Below are 17,567 nucleotides of genomic sequence, written 5' to 3' on the forward strand. Positions count from 1 at the left end.
TGGTCGGTCTGATTAATTAAGCAGACCGACATTTACATACTTGGTTGTGTGCAGATGCTCATGAATGTTTTTTATGAAAAATATTATCAAATTGAAAACGGCTTCATTTGAAAACATCAATAATATTTGAAGAAACTACAGTATAATAGGAATAAACTAAGACTGCAGGAGTAATGAAATTGGAAAAGCAAAATAGCAAATACAGATGGGCCGTCTTTGCAACAGTGTTGTTTACCTATTTTCTAATTGTTAGCCAAAGGACGGCTCCAGGACTAATTACAGATCAATTAATGAAGGATTTTGGTCTTACAGCTTCAACGATTGGATTACTGACAAGCATTCAATTTCTCGCATACGCAAGTCTGCAAATACCAATTGGATTACTGTCTGATCGATATGGCCCTAATTTTTTTCTTATTTTTGGAACGATTCTTAATGGTATAGGGACCGTATTATATAGTGTAGCTCCAAATGAGTTTTTCCTTCTCTTTTCCAGATTACTAGTGGGGTTGGGGGATGCTACCATTTGGGTCAACTTGGTTTTAATTTTAAGCCTATGGTTTAAAGGAAATGAATTTGTTGGGTTGATAGGGATAGCGGGAATGGCAGGAAGTTTTGGCTTCTTATTAGCAACCGTACCTTTTTCATTATGGATATCTTTATGGGGCTGGAGAGGCCCCTTTCTATCAATAGGAGTTATTCTACTTGTATTGGGCAGTTTGCTTTACTTCATCCTTGTGAAAAAACCTAAACAACTTTTTAGCAGCCAGGAACAGAAGGGAACCCTTTCAAGAGAAGAACAAGTGAAGGAAAGAACATTTTCACTGCTGCTTCGTATTCTTTCAAGCCGTCAAGCTTGGGCAACCTTCTTATGTCACTTTGGTGTTGTCGGAACATATGTAGGATTTATCGGTTCATGGGCTGTTCCTTATGGGATGAATGTATATGATATGACTCGCTCAAATGCGAGTCAGCTTATCATGATCGGACTAATCGGTGCAATTATCGGCGCACCGATTACGAGCTGGATTGCAGGACGTTTAGGCTCGATCAAAAAGCCATATACAGTGATTCATCTTGTATCATTTTTAGGCTGGACAGCCATTCTTCTATTTGGCGGAAAACCGCCATTTTATATGCTGATCATTCTTTTCTTTATCATCGGATACTGCAATGGGGCTAATACGTTAACATTTGCCGTTGTTCGCCAATCATTTGATCGGAAGGAAGTCGGTCTAGCTTCTGGTTTTGCAAATACCGGCGGTTTTTTAAGTGCGGTACTTTTGCCGAGTATTTTTGGGAAAATTCTCGATCATTTCCATGCTGCACCCATTCATGTAGGTTATTTTTTCGCCTTTATGATACCTGTGATTTTTTCCATTCTTGGCTTGGCAGGGGGGCTCCTAATTAAGGAGCAGCATCAAGAGGCAAAAGGGATGGGTTAATCGGATAAACGAACGGGCTGTATTCAATATCAACTATAGACGATTTAAATAAAGCGGTGGCACAGTTTTCTTTAAAAGAAATATAGAGTTACCAATTTAGATGTTGAATTTTGGCGAATCCTGTTGAATTATGAATGAAAATAATCTATTATATATTCATATAAGGTAGAAAAGTCCTATATAAAAAGTCCTGCATAAATGAGTTTAAAGGCAAACTATTCGAAAGAATAGGGAGCAAAGCCAAGGGTCTAAGGTAGAGGTTCATTCATAACCTCCTTACTATGATAGCCGGTTACCAAATTTTTAAATGGGTTATTTGAATGTTTGGCTATTCACAGATGAGGGAATGGCCTTTTTCTTTTGCCTATTTTATTATTATGAGGTGATTTTTTTGAAGGTTGAGGAATTAATACAGGAAGTCAATAAAAATGTAGAAAAATTAGATTTTGTAACGACAAGAAAATTGCTTGAGGATAATATAGAGGTGGTAAGCAAGCATAAAGTGTTATTGAAAAGCAATGCAAGAGAGCTGCTCAAAGTGCTTACAGATCGGCTAGATGCAGGGTATGAGCCTATTTCTAGGCAGGATATGGCTACTGTCATTGCACTAAATTCATATGCATCCAAATTTGATATTCGGTCCATGAAGTTACTTGTAAAAGATAAAGCAAAATTGTTATTAAGAAGGGATGTTGTTGAATATTTAAATAAAGACGCAAAGGTGCTATTAGAAGGAATGGGTGTAATAGAAAAGATTAGTTAAGCATACTTGAGAATCCCCTGAAAATATTCAATTTTCATGGGGATTCTTTTACTTTTTCAATAATAAATACATAAAATAGGGGGCGCCAATTAAGGCAACCATAATGCCCGCTGAAATTCCGTCTGGTTCAACTAAGTTACGCCCAATCGTATCTGCGAATAACAGAAGCCACCCGCCAATTAGAATGGCGAGGGGAATAAATAATTGATTTCTTGGTCCAACGAAGGCTTTGGCTATATGTGGAGCCATCAGTCCAATAAATGTTATTCCGCCTGTAACTGAAACGGCTGCAGCAGCTAAAGCAACGGCTGTCAAAAGCAGAACGACCCGTTCCTTTTCAATCGATACACCAACCCCAATAGCAACAGGCTCATTTAACCCCAGAAGGTTTAAGCGGTTTGCTTTATATATGGTAAAGGGAATGAGTACGATGAGCCACGGAAGGAGTGCCGAGATAAAAGGCCAGTCAGTGCCCCAAATATTTCCGGCTAACCATTTGGCAATGAAATCAACCTTTTCCCGTTCAGCTGAAGAAATAAGTACAATCATCGCTCCAGATAGTGCAGTAGAAAATCCAACCCCAATTAAGACTAACCGAACAGGCTGGAGCCCAACCTTTTTAGTATACGAGAAAAAATAGATGACGCATGCTGTAATTAGTGCACCGATAAAAGCAACAGCTGGAAGCAGATAAACAAACGAACCTGCCTCGATTGGGAAAAACAAAAAGAATACCGCAATCGCTACGCCCGCTCCTGAATTAATCCCTATGATTCCAGGATCGGCAAGATCATTCCGTGTAATCCCTTGCAGAATAGCCCCAGATAAAGCGAGTGCCATCCCGGCTAAAAGTGTAATAATGATCCGTGGCAGCCGAATAGAAAATAAAATAAACTCTTCTTTAAATGTGCCCTGTCCAAATAATATAGGGAATAAACGGTTATACGAGATCGACGAGTAACCAAGTCCCATGCCAATGAAGATTGTAAGAAAAATAAGGACAATTAGTATGAATAATAAAATACGTTGTTTTTTAAGTAAACTAGGCTGAATCATGAGAAGGCTTTTCCTCCTTTACGTACGATGAACAGGAAGAAAGGTAAACCAATCATAGCAATAATTGCTACAATCGGGGTTTCGTACGGTGCATGAATAGTGCGGCCAAGTGTATCGGCTAACAGCATAAAAGAGGCCCCGATAATCGCTGACATAGGAATGATAAACCGGTAGTCTGTTCCAACAATTGCACGAACAATATGAGGAACCATTAATCCAATGAAGACCATATTCCCAACAAGTGCGACAGCAGCACCGGCGAGTAAAATAATAACGATAAAAAGGACAATTTTTACTTGAGTTGTTTTTTGCCCAAGCCCAACAGCTACTTCTTCATTTAGACTAAGGATTGTTAATTGTCTGGAGAAGAAGAGTGAGATAATAATTCCTGCTAAAATAAATGGAATGATTACTTGGAGCTGTACCCAGGATGTTCCAATTAAACCGCCGGCTGTCCACATCGATACATTCTTTGATATTTTAAAGTATATTCCGATGCCCTCTGATACGGCATATAAAAAGGCAGATACAGCAGCTCCTGCTAATACAATTCGGAGAGGGGAGAAGCCCCCCTTTTTCATTGCGCCAATGCCAAATACCATAATCGCTCCCATAGCCGCTCCAATAAAACAGGCAATCATAATCCCAAAGTAATTGGTCGAGGGGATGAATGCGATCGAAATAGCGAGAGCCGCATTTGCTCCAGCTGTTAACCCAAGCAATCCTGGATCAGCAAGTGGATTTCTTGTTATTCCTTGCATAATGGCACCAGAAACAGCTAGTGCTGCCCCGACGAATACAGCTGCAATTTCACGCGGAAGACGAATTTCGCGAATAACAGAAATTTTATCGTTTTCTGCATTGGAAGTTAGCGCGAACCATACATCTTTCACGGCAATATCCGCAGCACCAAAAACACAAGCTATCACAAACATTCCCACAAAAAGAAGGAGTCCAGCAAGAAGTTTATATATAAAGGGTGTTGTCCGTTGAGTTTCTTTTTTCATTGATTCCTCATCTTTTCTTTTCATAGAATAAGGGAAAAGGAATTCTTGCAAAAAGAATTCCTCATGAACATTAGTTACCTAAGAATGACTTTTTAAAGAAGGCCAGCTGTTTTTCCAGTGTAACAGGGTCAGTGAATGAAGCCCCATTTCCTTCCATTTCAAATACACGATTGTTTTTTACAGCAGGAATATTTTTGTATGTTTCTGTATTCTGAAATGAGGTATCGGCATCTGCATATTTACTGAAGACAATGTAATCTCCTGCGAACTCTGGCAGCACCTCAGCTGATAATGTATAATAGCCCTCTTTTAATGCCATTTCCTTCACTTTTTCGGGCATTTTTAGCTTCATCGATTGATATAAGATTTCCGTACCGCGTGCCCAGTTATCCCCAAAAACGTAGAGCTGCTTATCGTAGCCTTCAATGACAGTCACTGTTGCATCTTCACCAATTTTTGCCCGAATCTCTTCTCCAGCTGCTTCTGCTTGAGCTTTAAATTCATCTGCCCATTTCTTTGCTTCTTTCTCTTTGTTTAAAAGCTTCCCAAGCTCTATATGCTGAGTGAGATAGTCTACTTTTCCCCATGTATATGTGACAGTAGGCGCAATTTCACTTAACTTATCGATGTTTTTACTAGTGGAACCGGCAATAATTAAATCAGGCTCTAATTCAATAATTTTTTCTAAGCTTTCATCTGAAACTTCTTCTACATCTTTTAATTCGTCTGCAAACGTTGGATTATTTTTGGACCAAGTGTCTACCCCAACAATATTTACACCTAAACGAATGACATTCCCTGTATATCCAGAGAGCAGAATCACTCTTTGCGGGTCTGCAGGAACTTCAATGGGCCCAGTTTCAGACTGGTACGTGATCGTTTCTGATTTTTTTTCCTCTTTAGGTGCATCTTTCTCTTCTTTTTTTCCGGCTGATTGGCTGCTGCAGGCACTAATGAGAAGCACTAGCAACAGCATAAATGGCAGTAGCTGTTTTTTCATTTTTCTTTGCTCCTTTTATTAAGTTGTATGTAATGCACATGGGTTTATTTGTCCTGGGATCTCTCCCAATTTCAGCATCTATATTGAAAACTTGTTTAAGTACCTCGTGATGAATGACTTCTTCGCAATTTCCAGCTTTAACAATTTCGCCGTTTTTTAAGGCAATAATATAATCAGCAAACCGGGCAGCCTGATTTAAATCATGTAGAACCATGACAATCGTGCGCTCTTGTTCTTCGTTTAGTTTTTGCAATAGCTCTAGTACTTCTAGCTGATGGGCCATGTCTAAATAAGTTGTAGGCTCATCAAGGAAGATGATTTCTGTTTCTTGTGCAAGGGCCATCGCAATCCAAACACGCTGCCTTTGCCCTCCTGAGAGTGCATCCACAGGCCGGAATTTAAAATCAGCTGTTCCTGTCACATTTAGGGCCCAATCGATTACTCCATAGTCTTTTTGTGTTAATCGCCCAAAACCTTTTTGATAAGGAAAGCGCCCATAAGAAACGAGTTCCCCTACTGTTAACCCGCTAGCACTTTCGGGAGATTGGGGGAGAATGGCCATTTTCCTCGCCAGAATCTTCGTATTTTCTTTCGCGATATTTTCTCCATCCAATACGACAGCTCCTGATTGGTGTGGAATAATTCTTGTAATGGCTTTTAGAAGGGTAGACTTCCCACAGCCATTGGACCCGATGATCGTTGTAATCTTTTTATCTGGAATATGTATGCTAAGATCTTTTACAATTTTTCGTTCCCCATAGCCAATATTTAATTCGTTTGTATATAGGCGAACCATTATGTAACCCCCATTTTTTAGAAAGTAGTAGGTTTAACTCTCTTGATAATGATTATCAATATCGTTTATGACTCAAACTATAATTCTATTTTTTTCTTTTGTCAATTGTTATTTTTGTATTGCGAAAATAACGAAAAGAGGATATAGTTTATTGAGAATGATAATCAATAACATTTATGGTTTGAGGTGAGCGGAGATGGAACATCGAGAAATATACGATGTAACGGTCATTGGTGGAGGACCTGCAGGCCTTTATTCAACTTTTTATAGTGGATTGAGGGAAATGAAAACAAAGCTGATCGAATATCAGCCGCAATTAGGCGGGAAAATTCATGTCTATCCAGAGAAAATGATTTGGGATGTTGGAGGGATGACCCCCATTCCAGGTGCTAAGCTGATTGAACAGCTTGTCGAGCAAGGGCTAACTTTCAATCCAAAAGTGGTATTAAATGAAAAAGTATACTCTATCACGCGTGACGAAGAAGATGAAATTTTCATTTTACATGCTGCTTCAGGTCAAAAGCATTATTCGAGAACAGTTATTGTGGCTGTTGGCGGTGGGATATTGAAACCGCTTAAGCTTGAGATTGAAGGGGCAGAAAGGTTTGAAGTATCAAATTTAAATTATACAATTAAGTCTTTAAAACGTTTCAAGGATAAAACCGTCATTATTTCGGGTGGAGGCAATTCCGCCGTTGACTGGGCAAATGAATTAGTGCCTATTGCAAAGAAAGTGTATGTCACTTATAGAAAAGAGGCTTTAAAGGGACATGAAGCGCAGGTTACTCAGTTATTAAACAGCTCAGCTACATGTTTTTTCCATACTGAGATTACAAAGCTTATTGCTGATGATAAGCATGAGGTAATTGAACGTGTCGAACTTACCAATATGGAAACAGGTGAGATCTCTTATTTGCCAATAGATGATGTTATTATTAATCATGGATTTGAAAGGGATGCTGTCTTGCTTGATAATAGCGAATTAAATATTGCCTTAGTTGATCAATACTATATATCAGGAAATGCAACTAGTGAATCTACTGTCCCAGGGCTTTACGCTGCCGGTGATATTTTATCTTACGAAGGAAAGGTACATTTAATTGCAGGAGCATTCCAGGATGCAGTGAACGCTGTGAACAAAGCAAAGCAATTTATCCAGCCTGATGCTCAAAAGTTCGGCATGGTCTCATCGCATAATGATGTTTTCAAGAAACGGAATAGGGAACTAGTCAAGCAGCTAATGAGTTAATGTATATTATTTTGTTTGCTTTTTATAAATGTATCCTCTTTGAATAAAGTACTAGCATTAGGGAAATCTACATATGTACTTTTGATAAAAAAGGAGAGATATAAATTGAAAAAGCGCCAAAATGAAGCACAGGAGCATGAAAAAGTGATTGCGGCACAAAACCAAGCAGGGCAATTCAATCAAACAGATACCGAATTTTCTCTGGATGAAAATGTGCAGGATGCAGTAGCAAAAAGTATACAGAACCAAGCGAAAAATCAGCAGCCTACCTATCAGCCAAACAAACCAATTTAAATAAATATAGAAATCTGACACTTACTCGGTGTCAGATTTTTTTGTGTTTGGCGAATATAATCGGTGGGAAGGCCAATATATTTTGTTTTTGTCCAATATATCAAGGTGAACGGCGAATATATCACTATTTTGTCCAATAAATACCATGGCACGGCGAATATGTTAGTGCGGATGGTATAATTTAGAGTAAGCGCCATAAAGGGAGAAGAAACCATGGAATTAATTTTTCTAAAAGAGATGCTTAGGGGGATGGAAATGAAAGAAGCGGACGTAATCAAACAATTGAAGTCACCACATACAAGATCCAGTCTGCATGAAGATTTCAAAAATCTTGGAGTGGAAAAAGGGATGGTTGTTATTGTCCACTCCTCATTAAGCGCTTTTGGCTGGGTGTGTGGAGGAGCCATTGCTGTTGTTCAAGCATTAATGGATACGGTTGGATCTGAGGGAACGATTGTGATGCCAACACAGACAGGAGATATGTCGGATCCATCTGAATGGCAAATGCCCCCTGTACCAAAGGAGTGGTGGCCGATCATCCGTGAACATATGCCAGCATATGATCCGCAAATAACACCAACAAGGGGAATGGGGAAAATTGTTGAGGCCTTTCGAACGTTTCCAGAGGTAAAAAGAAGTTTACATCCTACGTATTCCTTTGCAGCTTGGGGGAGGCATGCCGACTATATCCTATCTGAGCAGCCGTTAGAAGAAGGATTCGGCCCGAAATCTCCATTAGCAAAACTATATGAATTGGATGGTCATATTTTATTATTAGGTGTAGGGCATGACAGCAACACATCCTTGCATTTTGCAGAACACGCCATCCCCGATAGAGATAAGGTTAAAAAGGGAACAGCACTTTTTGAAAATAATGCGCGTGTATGGAAAACGTATGAAGAGATTGTGTATGATTCGGATTGTTTTGCTGCTATTGGGGAGGCGTTTGAGAAGAAACATGCTGTGAAAAAAGCAGCTATTGGCTCTGCTGAATGCAAGCTGATGAAACAGCGGCTAATCATTAACTTTGCACGGGAGTGGCTGAAAAAGAAGGAGCATTTATGATGAAAAAAAGTCCAATTCATCTGATTGGACTTTTTGTATTTATTCTTTTTTTCCTAATCCATGCATGATAAATTGGATCGTGCGCTCCGCTTCGAGTTCATCATCCCATTCCAGATGGGGGAATAGGACATAGCGTGAAAATAAATAGCCAAGTATGCTTGTAATCGCTAATCTTGCAACAGATTCAGGAGGCATTTCAATCAATTCTCCTTTTTCCTGATAGCCCTTAATGATGATGGAGACACGATCAAATATTTTTTTAGCAATTTGTTCTAGAAATAGTTCTCTTAATTCCGGCTGGAAAGGAATCTCTTGAAGAAGGATCTTAATCACTGGAAGCAACTTTATTAAAACCTCTCTTCGATTTTCGATCGTCGCCTTCAGAAAGTCTTCCACTCGATCATACTTCCGGTCAAGCACCTTGTTAAAATCGTTCACTACGAATGGGCCAATCAGCTTCGCCATAAGGGGGGCAACAATTGACATCAACAAATCTTTTTTTGTTTTATAGTGCCGGAAAATCGTTCCTTCAGCTACCCCTGCCTTTTTGGCAATTTCACTCGTTGATGTGGCTGAATATCCCTTTTCGGAAAAAGATTCAATGGCGGCAACGATTATTTTTTTTTGCTTATCCGTTAATTTTTCTTCATTAAACAGCTGTTGAATCATTAGTTCTTCTTCAGACATTGTTTACTCCTTTAAATTCCATTCTTCATATATTTATTTTAAAACATTTTAATTGAAAATGGAAAAGTGAATAAACTGTTTAGATTTTTCGATACTTTTTCAGTGTAATGATATTTAGAATAATGAAGACAAGGGCAAAGCATAAGAGTATAAGCAAATCGAATGTGATGTCATTTAGTCCTAATCCTTTGTACATCACATCCACTAAAGCATTGCCTGCGTAGTACATCGGCATCGCCTTTGCGATCATTTGAAGCCAGTCTGCCATGCCTTCGACAGGGAATATTCCTGCGAAAAAAATTTGTGGAATGATTGCAATTGGTATAAACTGCATCATTTGAAATTCTGAATTTGCAAATGCTGATAAAAGAATACCTAATGATAATGCAACTAAGGCAACGGTCAAATTTATTAAAATCACATTCCATAATGAGCCAACCAGCATAATATCCAAAACTTTAACCGCATAAAAGACGACAATCATCGTTTGAATAATAGCAAATAATCCGTATCCTAATAAATACCCAAAAACAATGTCTCTTCTTTGAATGGGGGTTGCTAATAATCGGTCAAGTGTGCCGGTAGTCCGCTCACGCAATAGGGCAATCCCGGAAATAAGAAAGACGAAAAAGAACACAAAATAGCCGACCAGTATTGGACTTAGCTGATCAAAAAAGGTTGTCTCTTTATTGCCATATATATAATTTGTATCAATCTCTGGCAGCTTTCCCTGTTCAAGCTTATTTAAATTTTCGGGGGCTTTATCCTGAAACTCTTGTATGAAAAGGGATAATTTAATTGCTTGGTTCTTGGCGTTTTCCGCAGCAATTGCTTGTTGTACCTTCATCTTTAATAGATTGGCTGTGGAGGGATTCGCATTTTTTAAAGTTAATTGAATATCTTCACCATTCATGTGAAGAAATCCATCTAGCTCATCCTCGATCATGATTTTCTTTATGTCATCTAACTGGTCATATGGCAGAACCGTTACATCCATATTTTCTAATTGTTCGGAAAGTGGTTCATCCATTTGGTTGACACCAAGTTTAGGAATGACCTCATTACTAGAAAGTAAATAATCGAGCAGAGTTAGAATCAGCAATGGGGCGATCATCATTAGTGCAAGTGCTCGCTTATCCCGCATCATTTGCCGGAAGATTCTCTTTACTAAGGCTAATGCTCTCATGCGTTTTTCCCTCCAGTCTGTAAGAATACCTCTTCTAGATGAGTAATGTTGTAGCGCTCCTTCAATTCTGCGGGTGTCCCACTTGTGAGAATTTCTCCATCTCTTACCATCGCTAGACGGTCGCACTTCTCAGCTTCATCCATCACATGTGTTGTTACCAAAATTGTTTTTCCCGCTGTTTTTAGCCGCTGGATTTCTGCCCATATAGATTGTCTTAATTCAGGGTCAATTCCAACAGTAGGTTCGTCTAATATAAGAACTTGAGGGTCTTGAATTAAAGCAACAGCGAGGGATAGTCGCCGTTTCATTCCCCCTGAATAGTTATGGACTCTCTTTTTTAGATGGGGAATTAGATTAACTAACTCTGCTGCATAGGCAATTCTCTTTTTTTGCTCTTCTTTCTTTAATTTAAACAGAGAAGCAAAGAAGGCCAGGTTTTCTTCTCCCGTTAAATCTGTGTATAAGGCATCAGCTTGTGCCATATAGCCAATATTTTGCAGCAGGTTTAAGTGTGGAACAGGGGTATCTAATACATGGATATGCCCCTGTGACGGGCGGTCCATTCCGACGATTAACTTTACTAAGGTTGTTTTCCCTGAGCCGGAAGGTCCAATTAAACCGTATATTTGTCCGGACTCCACCGTTAAACGAATATGGTTTAATACAACCTTTTTGCCAAAACTTTTGCAGACATCTTTAATAACAATAGTTGAAGCCATTAGGAAACCTCCTTCTATAAAAATGAGTGATTACTCACTCTTATTATAATCGAAACGAATCACAGGTCAATACCGGATTGTAAGAATTATTTTTTATGGCGCCCGAAATTAAGAAGAAAAACAAAAATGATCGTCATGAATAAATAGCTCATGACGACCTAAAAATTAAAGAAAAGTAGCAAAAAACAATGACTGTAAGGTGTTAGCTTACATCTACATATCTTACTTTTACTCGATATACTTGATATAAAAGCAATGCAACAATTGAAAGGATGATTCCAGAGTAATAAGGCATCCCAATTGCAATGGAAAACAGCCAGCCGCCTAATGGCGGGCCTGCGATTCTGCCGAGAGAATCGAAAGACGATAATAGGCCGGTTGTGCTTCCATGTCCTGCTCCTGATCGTTTTGTTAACAGAGAAGAGACACTTGGGCGGATAAAGCCATTGCCGATCCCGAATATGGTTAAAAATAAAGCTGCGGTTGTAAAGCTATTAATAAATAAAATGAGTGCAAAGCCGATGGCCGAAATAAGAATTCCAACCTGAATGACAAATCCTTCGCCAAACTTCTTTGTTAATCTCCCGACCAATCCACCTTGCACAATTGCTGAAGCAAAACCCATAATCATAAAAATATAGCCTAGCTTCACAGCTCCTAAACCCGCCTTTTCAGAAGCAAAGTATGCAAAGGTTGCTTCAAGACCAGATAAGGATAAAGAGACGAATAATTGAAGGATAAACAGAATGGAAACAGGGCCATTGAACGCTTTAAGTATGGATGTTTTCTTGCTTGTTTTACTCTTTCTATGTTCAGGTGTTAAGGATTCTTTTAAAATAACCATTACAAAGAAAAATGTGAGTAATGAGGAGGTGCCTGCGATATAGAAAGGAATATGTAAGCTTGCCTCAGAAAATATCCCGCCTATTGCCGGGCCAAAAATAAATCCAAGCCCAGTTGCTGCCCCAATGATCCCCATCCCTTTTCCGCGATCGTCTTCTGACGTAATATCTGCTACATAAGCCATAACAGTTGGCATATTAGCAGAGGACAAGATCCCTCCGAAAATCCTTGCTACAAAAAGCATCCAAAGCTGAGTTGACACTGCCATTAAAAAGAAAGAAAGTGAAAGCCCAAAGATTCCAATCATGATGACAGGTTTTCTGCCGATTCGATCAGATATTCGACCCCACATTGGCGCAAAGAGAAGCTGCATAAGGGAATAAACCGCCATTAACAATCCTAATTCTGTCGGTGTGGCTCCAATTTCTTCTGCATAAAAGGGCATGACAGGAATGATAATGCCAAAGCCCACCATGACAAGGAACATGATAGCAAACAAGATAGGCAAAGCTTTTTTCGTTTCCAAAATTAAGTTCACTCCAGTGTTAAATAACTTTTTTCGTATGGTCATAAAAATTATATCATTAGCACGATGCTAAATAAAAATGAAGGAAACAATTTGCCAAAAGATTTAAATAATTGAATTAATTTTCTAAAAAATCAGTTAATATATTAGTAGATAAAAATTAATGACCGGATGATAGAAAGGGGCTGGTATGATTGGAATATGATGTAATCGTAGTAGGTGCAGGTCTCGCTGGTTTGGTAGCAACAGCTGAGATGGCAGATGCGGGTAAAAAAGTCCTGTTAATAGACCAAGAACCAGAAAGCTCATTTGGGGGGCAAGCATGGTGGTCTTTTGGCGGGCTATTTCTTGTTAATTCACCAGAGCAGCGGCGATTAGGCATAAAAGATTCTAAAGAATTGGCATGGCAGGATTGGCAAGGAACTGCCGGTTTTGATCGAGTGGATGATGAGGATTATTGGGGGAGAAAATGGGCTGAGGCTTATGTTGATTTTGCGGCAGGGGAAAAGCGTGCATGGCTGTATGATATGGGTGTACGTTTTTTCCCTGTTGTCGGCTGGGCAGAACGAGGCGGTTATCTGGCTGAAGGGCACGGGAATTCTGTACCCCGATTCCATATTGTATGGGGGACGGGACCGGGCCTTGTTGAGCCATTTGAACAACGAGTAAGAGAGCATATGAAGAATGGATTGGTCGAGTTTCGTCCGCGCCATCGGGTCGATCATCTTTTAAATAATAACGATACGATTGTTGGTGTGAATGGATCTATCCTTGAACCTAGTTCAGCAGCCCGTGGGGAAGCAAGTTCAAGAGTGGTAATCGGCGAATTTGAAAATCGCGCAAAAGCAGTGCTGATTACTAGCGGAGGAATTGGAGGGAATCATGACCTCATCCGCAAAAATTGGCCTAGCAGACTTGGGGAGGCACCAAAGCATATGCTGTCAGGCGTACCTGCACATGTAGACGGGAGGATGCTGTCGATTACGGAAAAAGCAGGAGGAAGAATTGTTAACCGCGATCGCATGTGGCATTACACAGAAGGGATAAAGAATTGGAATCCTGTTTGGGATAAGCATGGAATCCGTATTCTCCCAGGACCTTCGTCTATTTGGCTGGATGCTAGAGGGAAGCGATTTCCTGCCCCAAATTTTCCTGGGTTTGATACATTAGGAACGTTAGAGGCGATCCAAAAGACAGGATATAGCTATTCTTGGTTTATATTAACCCAGAAAATTATTGAACGTGAATTTGCTCTTTCTGGTTCAGAGCAAAATCCAGATTTGACAGGGAAAAGTATTAAAAAGGTATTGTCTAGAATTTTGCCCGGGGCCCCTGGTCCTGTACAGGCATTTATGGATAAAGGCGAGGACTTTGTCATTGCCAATCATTTGTCCGATCTTGTTGAGGGGATGAATCAACTAACAGAGGAGAAGCTACTGGATTTTGCAGAAATTGAGCGGCAAATAAAATCTAGGGATCGAGAAATCGATAATAAATTTACGAAGGATCTGCAAATTACTGCCCTTCGAGGTGCCCGCCAATATATAGGAGATAAAATCATTCGTGTAGCTGCCCCACATAAAATACTTGATCCTAAAAATGGCCCGCTTATTGCGGTTCGATTACAAATTGTTAGTCGTAAAACCTTAGGGGGGCTACAAACGAATCTATTTGGTCAAGTACTGAATGCGGCAGGGGAAGCGATTCCGGGGCTCTATGCAGCAGGCGAGGTTTCTGGCTTTGGCGGAGGGGGAATTCATGGCTATCGTGCATTAGAAGGGACATTTGTTGGCGGCTGTCTTTTTTCAGGTCGAGTAGCAGGACGCGCCATTGCATCGTTAGTATAAAGACAAATGTAAGTCTAGTAGTCTTCCGTTTAATTAGAGGCTACAGAAAAGGGGCTGCTATCCGCATGCCCCTTTATCTAATGCATTATTTAAATTTAATGTGGGTCTGATAGCCAAGCTGATGAAAGAAATGACTTAATACCTTTACAGCGCTCTCCTCGGCTTTCGTTAATAGCCCAATACTTTCCGCCTCTTTTTTTATTTCAGATTGAGCCTTTGCTGCAAGGTCAAAGCCCTCGTCCCATTTCACTTCGCCTCTAAATAGGCCTTCCTCAGAATATGTTTGCACTTTGTCCATTTGGATAGATGGCTCTTGGACGAATGATGCATGCGGCAGCGTAAGTTCAATTTCTTTCTTTTCTTCATCAATTATAATGTTTTCATCTGTAACTGATTCCAGGTCGACTCCAGCGAGCACAGTTGCAGGAACGATAAGGAGTACCGTTCTTTTTGTACCCGGGAAATTCACACTGATTTCTTTATTGAAAAGTTTATTGTCCTCTTCTTTGATTACTGTTGTGACAACAGCCTGGGCGGTAGCTAAGGTCGCCAATTCTTGAACGCCTTCAACGATATTAATTGTTTCGCTTTGGTAGGTACTGCCAGTAAACAATTTAAAATAGGCAAACGCACCTAAGCTTCCTATTAAAAGAACAATGATAGCAATCAGAAAAACTCGTAATTTAAAAGACTTGCCAAAGGAGGGGAGTGGGATAGAAGATCTTTTTCTCGTTCCCATTGCTATGGATGCTGCTGCTTGTCTGCTTCCAGCAAGGATTTCTTCCTTGGCTGCGTACTTATCCTTTCTATTTGCCATATGAATCCTCCTTGTCGAATATTGAAAATAGGGTATATGTTATATACATTCGTTTTCTATGAAAAGTTTCTACTTAATTATAATTTATTTTCTTCCAATTTTGTGGGAAATGAAAAAAGTGGCAGTAGCTCCCTTTCTATTTTGTACCGGATGGAATAACCGAAAATTTCCTGTTGCATGAATACAAGAAATCATGTAATCTGATACTTATTCAAATAAATCATAATATCTTCTTATCCAGAGAGATGGAGGGACTGGCCCGATGATATCTCGGCAGCGGAACTGTAGGAAACTAGAGTTGCTGTGCCAAATCCAGCAAGCAAGTGTGCTTGAAAGATAAGAGGAGTGTTTTATAAATTCGTTTATGAGGCCTCTTCTTGCTTTGGTAAGAAGGGGTCTTTTTGTTATGTTAGAAGTTGAAATTTTTTGGAGGTGTGCTTATGGAATTGGGCAAAAAAGGGAACCCGTGGGCGCTGCTGCCTTTCGTGGTATTTTTAATATTATTTATTGGCACAGGGATTGTGACGGGAGATTTTTATAAGTTTCCAGTCATTGTTGCCATTGCAATCTCAGGTGCAGTTGCATTAGTGATGAATCGGAAGGAAACGTTCAGTAATAAGGTAGATATTTTCTGCAAAGGAGCAGGGAACTTAAATGTGATGCTCATGGTAATTATTTTCCTCCTAGCCGGAGCATTTTCAGAAGTGGCTAAGGGGATGGGGGCAGTTGATTCGACAGTCAACTTTGCCCTTTCAGTCATCCCGCAAAATCTATTAATGGTCGGGTTATTTATTATCGCCTGCTTTATTTCTCTTTCAATGGGAACATCCATGGGGACAATTGTTGCGCTTGCTCCAATCGGAGTCGGTATAAGTGATCAAACAGATATCTCATTGGCACTTTCAATGGCAGTGGTCATCGGCGGATCCATGTTTGGCGATAATCTTTCTTTTATATCGGATACGACGATTACTGCTGTACGTTCCCAACATACGCAAATGAAAGACAAATTTAAAGTGAACTTCTGGATTGTCCTGCCAGCAGCTATAGTTACATGTGTCATCTTAGGCATTATTACATTGGGCGAGAATGCAGAAATTGCACAGCAATCCTATCACTTGGTGAAAATCCTACCATATGTTTTGGTGATTATTTTTGCCTTAATCGGGATGAATGTTTTTCTTGTCCTAGCATTAGGGATAGGGTTAGCAGGAATGGTTGGATTGGCAGATGGAAGTTATCATATCATGACATTGGTTCAAAAGATCGGCGATGGTATTGCTGGAATGTATGAGATTTCCTTCTTGGCTATTTTGATCGCTGGAATGGTAGAAGTGATTAAGCATAATGGCGGGATCGACTTCTTGCTTCATACAGTCACACGGAATATTAAATCAAAAAAAGGAGCGGAATTTGGCATTGCAGGGCTAGTTGGGCTAACCGATTTATCAACAGCTAATAATACAATCTCCATATTAATTGCGGGGCCGCTTGCTAAAAATATTGCCGATCAATATGATATTGATCCGCGTAAATCTGCTAGTTTATTGGATGTTTTTTCATGCTGTGTGCAAGGATTAATTCCTTACGGAGCACAAATCCTCGTTGCAGCAGGCATTGCTAGTATTTCACCAGTAAGTATTCTGCCGTTTTCTTTTTATCCGATCTTGATAGGTATTTGTGGAGTTGTAGCCATTCTCATTGGTTACCCAAAATTTAAAAAAGAATAAGGGTTTGATATGTTATACTATTCTGAAAAGGGGGTAGTGTAATGGAAAATACAATCGTAAATGCCGTTCAAGATATTTATCCAGATGATTTTGCTTGGTGTTATGGATGTGGCCGTCTAAATGAGGATGGACATCATTTCCGAACAGGCTGGCAAGGAGACCAAACCTTGACTGTCTACACACCGCGAAAAGAACATACAGCTATTCCAGGCTTTGTCTATGGGGGATTGATTGCTTCACTCATTGATTGTCATGGAACAGGTTCTGCTGCATTGGCACTTCATCGGAAAAATGGCCATGAGGTAGGGGATGGTGCGGAACCGCCTCGTTTTGTTACAGCATCCTTGAAGGTTGATTTTGTGAAGCCAACTCCTGATGGGGTTCCATTAAAAGCGGTAGGAACAGTGACAGAAATCCATCCAAAGAAATGGAAGGTTGATGTAGAAGTATTTGCTAGTGATGCGGTTTGTGCTCGTGGAGAAGTAGTGGCTGTAGTCATGCCGAGCACATTTAAGAAACAAGATTCATAATGAATAG

The 17,567-nt window shown here is 39.8% G+C and carries 17 protein-coding genes and 2 riboswitches; of the genes, 8 read left to right on the forward strand and 9 right to left on the reverse strand.

Annotated elements, in window-relative coordinates:
• Window positions 1–179: 179 nt before the first annotated feature.
• Together RUH74_RS18985 and RUH74_RS18990 are read left to right on the forward strand one after the other, a co-directional pair.
• Complete coding sequence (locus RUH74_RS18985) at window positions 180–1,445, forward strand: MFS transporter (RefSeq protein WP_313802857.1); 1,266 nt, start codon at window positions 180–182, stop codon at window positions 1,443–1,445.
• 199 nt (window positions 1,446–1,644) lie between these two features.
• Window positions 1,645–1,745: riboswitch (cyclic di-GMP riboswitch) on the forward strand.
• 91 nt (window positions 1,746–1,836) lie between these two features.
• Window positions 1,837–2,208, forward strand: coding sequence for a hypothetical protein (locus RUH74_RS18990; RefSeq protein ID WP_313802859.1), 372 nt, complete (start codon window positions 1,837–1,839; stop codon window positions 2,206–2,208).
• 48 nt (window positions 2,209–2,256) lie between these two features.
• Here the strand turns inward: RUH74_RS18990 and RUH74_RS18995 are convergent, their stop codons facing one another.
• The 4 genes from RUH74_RS18995 to RUH74_RS19010 all read right to left on the reverse strand — a co-directional run bounded on the left by RUH74_RS18995 (window position 2,257) and on the right by RUH74_RS19010 (window position 6,067).
• A complete protein-coding gene (locus RUH74_RS18995; protein ID WP_313802861.1) occupies window positions 2,257–3,264 on the reverse strand; it encodes a FecCD family ABC transporter permease in 1,008 nt (335 codons plus the stop codon).
• Entirely contained in the window at window positions 3,261–4,271 is a 1,011-nt protein-coding gene (locus RUH74_RS19000) for a FecCD family ABC transporter permease (protein WP_313802863.1), read from the reverse strand. The genes RUH74_RS18995 and RUH74_RS19000 overlap by 4 nt, the downstream gene beginning before the upstream one ends.
• Window positions 4,272–4,341: 70 nt before the next feature.
• Complete coding sequence (locus RUH74_RS19005) at window positions 4,342–5,271, reverse strand: iron-hydroxamate ABC transporter substrate-binding protein (protein WP_313802865.1); 930 nt, start codon at window positions 5,269–5,271, stop codon at window positions 4,342–4,344.
• Window positions 5,222–6,067: an ABC transporter ATP-binding protein gene (locus RUH74_RS19010; protein ID WP_313802867.1), complete on the reverse strand. Its 846-nt coding sequence runs from the start codon at window positions 6,065–6,067 to the stop codon at window positions 5,222–5,224. The genes RUH74_RS19005 and RUH74_RS19010 overlap by 50 nt, the downstream gene beginning before the upstream one ends.
• Before the next feature lie 196 nt (window positions 6,068–6,263).
• Here RUH74_RS19010 and RUH74_RS19015 point away from each other — a divergent pair, with 196 nt between their 5' ends.
• From RUH74_RS19015 to RUH74_RS19025, 3 genes are all read left to right on the forward strand, one after another.
• A complete protein-coding gene (locus RUH74_RS19015; protein WP_313802868.1) occupies window positions 6,264–7,316 on the forward strand; it encodes an NAD(P)/FAD-dependent oxidoreductase in 1,053 nt (350 codons plus the stop codon).
• Window positions 7,317–7,421: 105 nt separating this feature from the next.
• Entirely contained in the window at window positions 7,422–7,610 is a 189-nt protein-coding gene (locus tag RUH74_RS19020) for a hypothetical protein (RefSeq protein ID WP_313802869.1), read from the forward strand.
• 255 nt (window positions 7,611–7,865) lie between these two features.
• Window positions 7,866–8,675 carry an AAC(3) family N-acetyltransferase gene (locus tag RUH74_RS19025; protein WP_313802928.1) on the forward strand — a complete coding sequence of 270 codons (810 nt, stop codon included), beginning with the start codon at window positions 7,866–7,868 and terminating at the stop codon, window positions 8,673–8,675.
• 39 nt (window positions 8,676–8,714) lie between these two features.
• On the opposite strand, the gene RUH74_RS19030 is transcribed toward RUH74_RS19025, so the two are convergent.
• The 4 genes from RUH74_RS19030 to RUH74_RS19045 form a co-directional block, all read right to left on the reverse strand.
• Window positions 8,715–9,362 carry a TetR/AcrR family transcriptional regulator gene (locus RUH74_RS19030; RefSeq protein ID WP_313802871.1) on the reverse strand — a complete coding sequence of 216 codons (648 nt, stop codon included), beginning with the start codon at window positions 9,360–9,362 and terminating at the stop codon, window positions 8,715–8,717.
• Window positions 9,363–9,441: 79 nt separating this feature from the next.
• Entirely contained in the window at window positions 9,442–10,548 is a 1,107-nt protein-coding gene (locus RUH74_RS19035; protein WP_313802873.1) for an ABC transporter permease, read from the reverse strand.
• A complete protein-coding gene (locus tag RUH74_RS19040) occupies window positions 10,545–11,267 on the reverse strand; it encodes an ABC transporter ATP-binding protein (RefSeq protein ID WP_313802875.1) in 723 nt (240 codons plus the stop codon). The genes RUH74_RS19035 and RUH74_RS19040 overlap by 4 nt, the downstream gene beginning before the upstream one ends.
• A gap of 202 nt (window positions 11,268–11,469) precedes the next feature.
• Window positions 11,470–12,636 (reverse strand): MFS transporter, encoded by a 1,167-nt coding sequence (locus tag RUH74_RS19045; protein ID WP_313802877.1) that lies wholly within the window; start codon window positions 12,634–12,636, stop codon window positions 11,470–11,472.
• A gap of 194 nt (window positions 12,637–12,830) precedes the next feature.
• Between RUH74_RS19045 and RUH74_RS19050 the strand changes: the two genes are divergently transcribed.
• Window positions 12,831–14,483 carry an FAD-binding dehydrogenase gene (locus tag RUH74_RS19050; RefSeq protein WP_313802879.1) on the forward strand — a complete coding sequence of 551 codons (1,653 nt, stop codon included), beginning with the start codon at window positions 12,831–12,833 and terminating at the stop codon, window positions 14,481–14,483.
• A gap of 85 nt (window positions 14,484–14,568) precedes the next feature.
• Here RUH74_RS19050 and RUH74_RS19055 read toward each other — a convergent pair whose 3' ends face one another.
• On the reverse strand, window positions 14,569–15,300 hold the full coding sequence (locus tag RUH74_RS19055) for a DUF4230 domain-containing protein (protein ID WP_313802881.1): 732 nt from the start codon (window positions 15,298–15,300) through the stop codon (window positions 14,569–14,571).
• A 230-nt stretch (window positions 15,301–15,530) separates the two neighbouring features.
• Window positions 15,531–15,643, forward strand: a riboswitch (SAM riboswitch).
• Window positions 15,644–15,740: 97 nt separating this feature from the next.
• On the opposite strand from RUH74_RS19055, the gene RUH74_RS19060 reads away from it, so the two are divergent.
• Entirely contained in the window at window positions 15,741–17,030 is a 1,290-nt protein-coding gene (locus RUH74_RS19060) for a Na+/H+ antiporter NhaC family protein (protein ID WP_313802883.1), read from the forward strand.
• A 41-nt stretch (window positions 17,031–17,071) separates the two neighbouring features.
• The gene (locus RUH74_RS19065) at window positions 17,072–17,560 is read left to right on the forward strand and encodes a PaaI family thioesterase (protein ID WP_313802885.1); all 489 of its coding nucleotides are present in this window, start codon (window positions 17,072–17,074) and stop codon (window positions 17,558–17,560) included.
• Window positions 17,561–17,567: the final 7 nt, after the last annotated feature.

Source organism: Cytobacillus sp. (genome assembly GCF_032154635.1).
Classification (GTDB): domain Bacteria; phylum Bacillota; class Bacilli; order Bacillales; family Cytobacillaceae; genus Cytobacillus.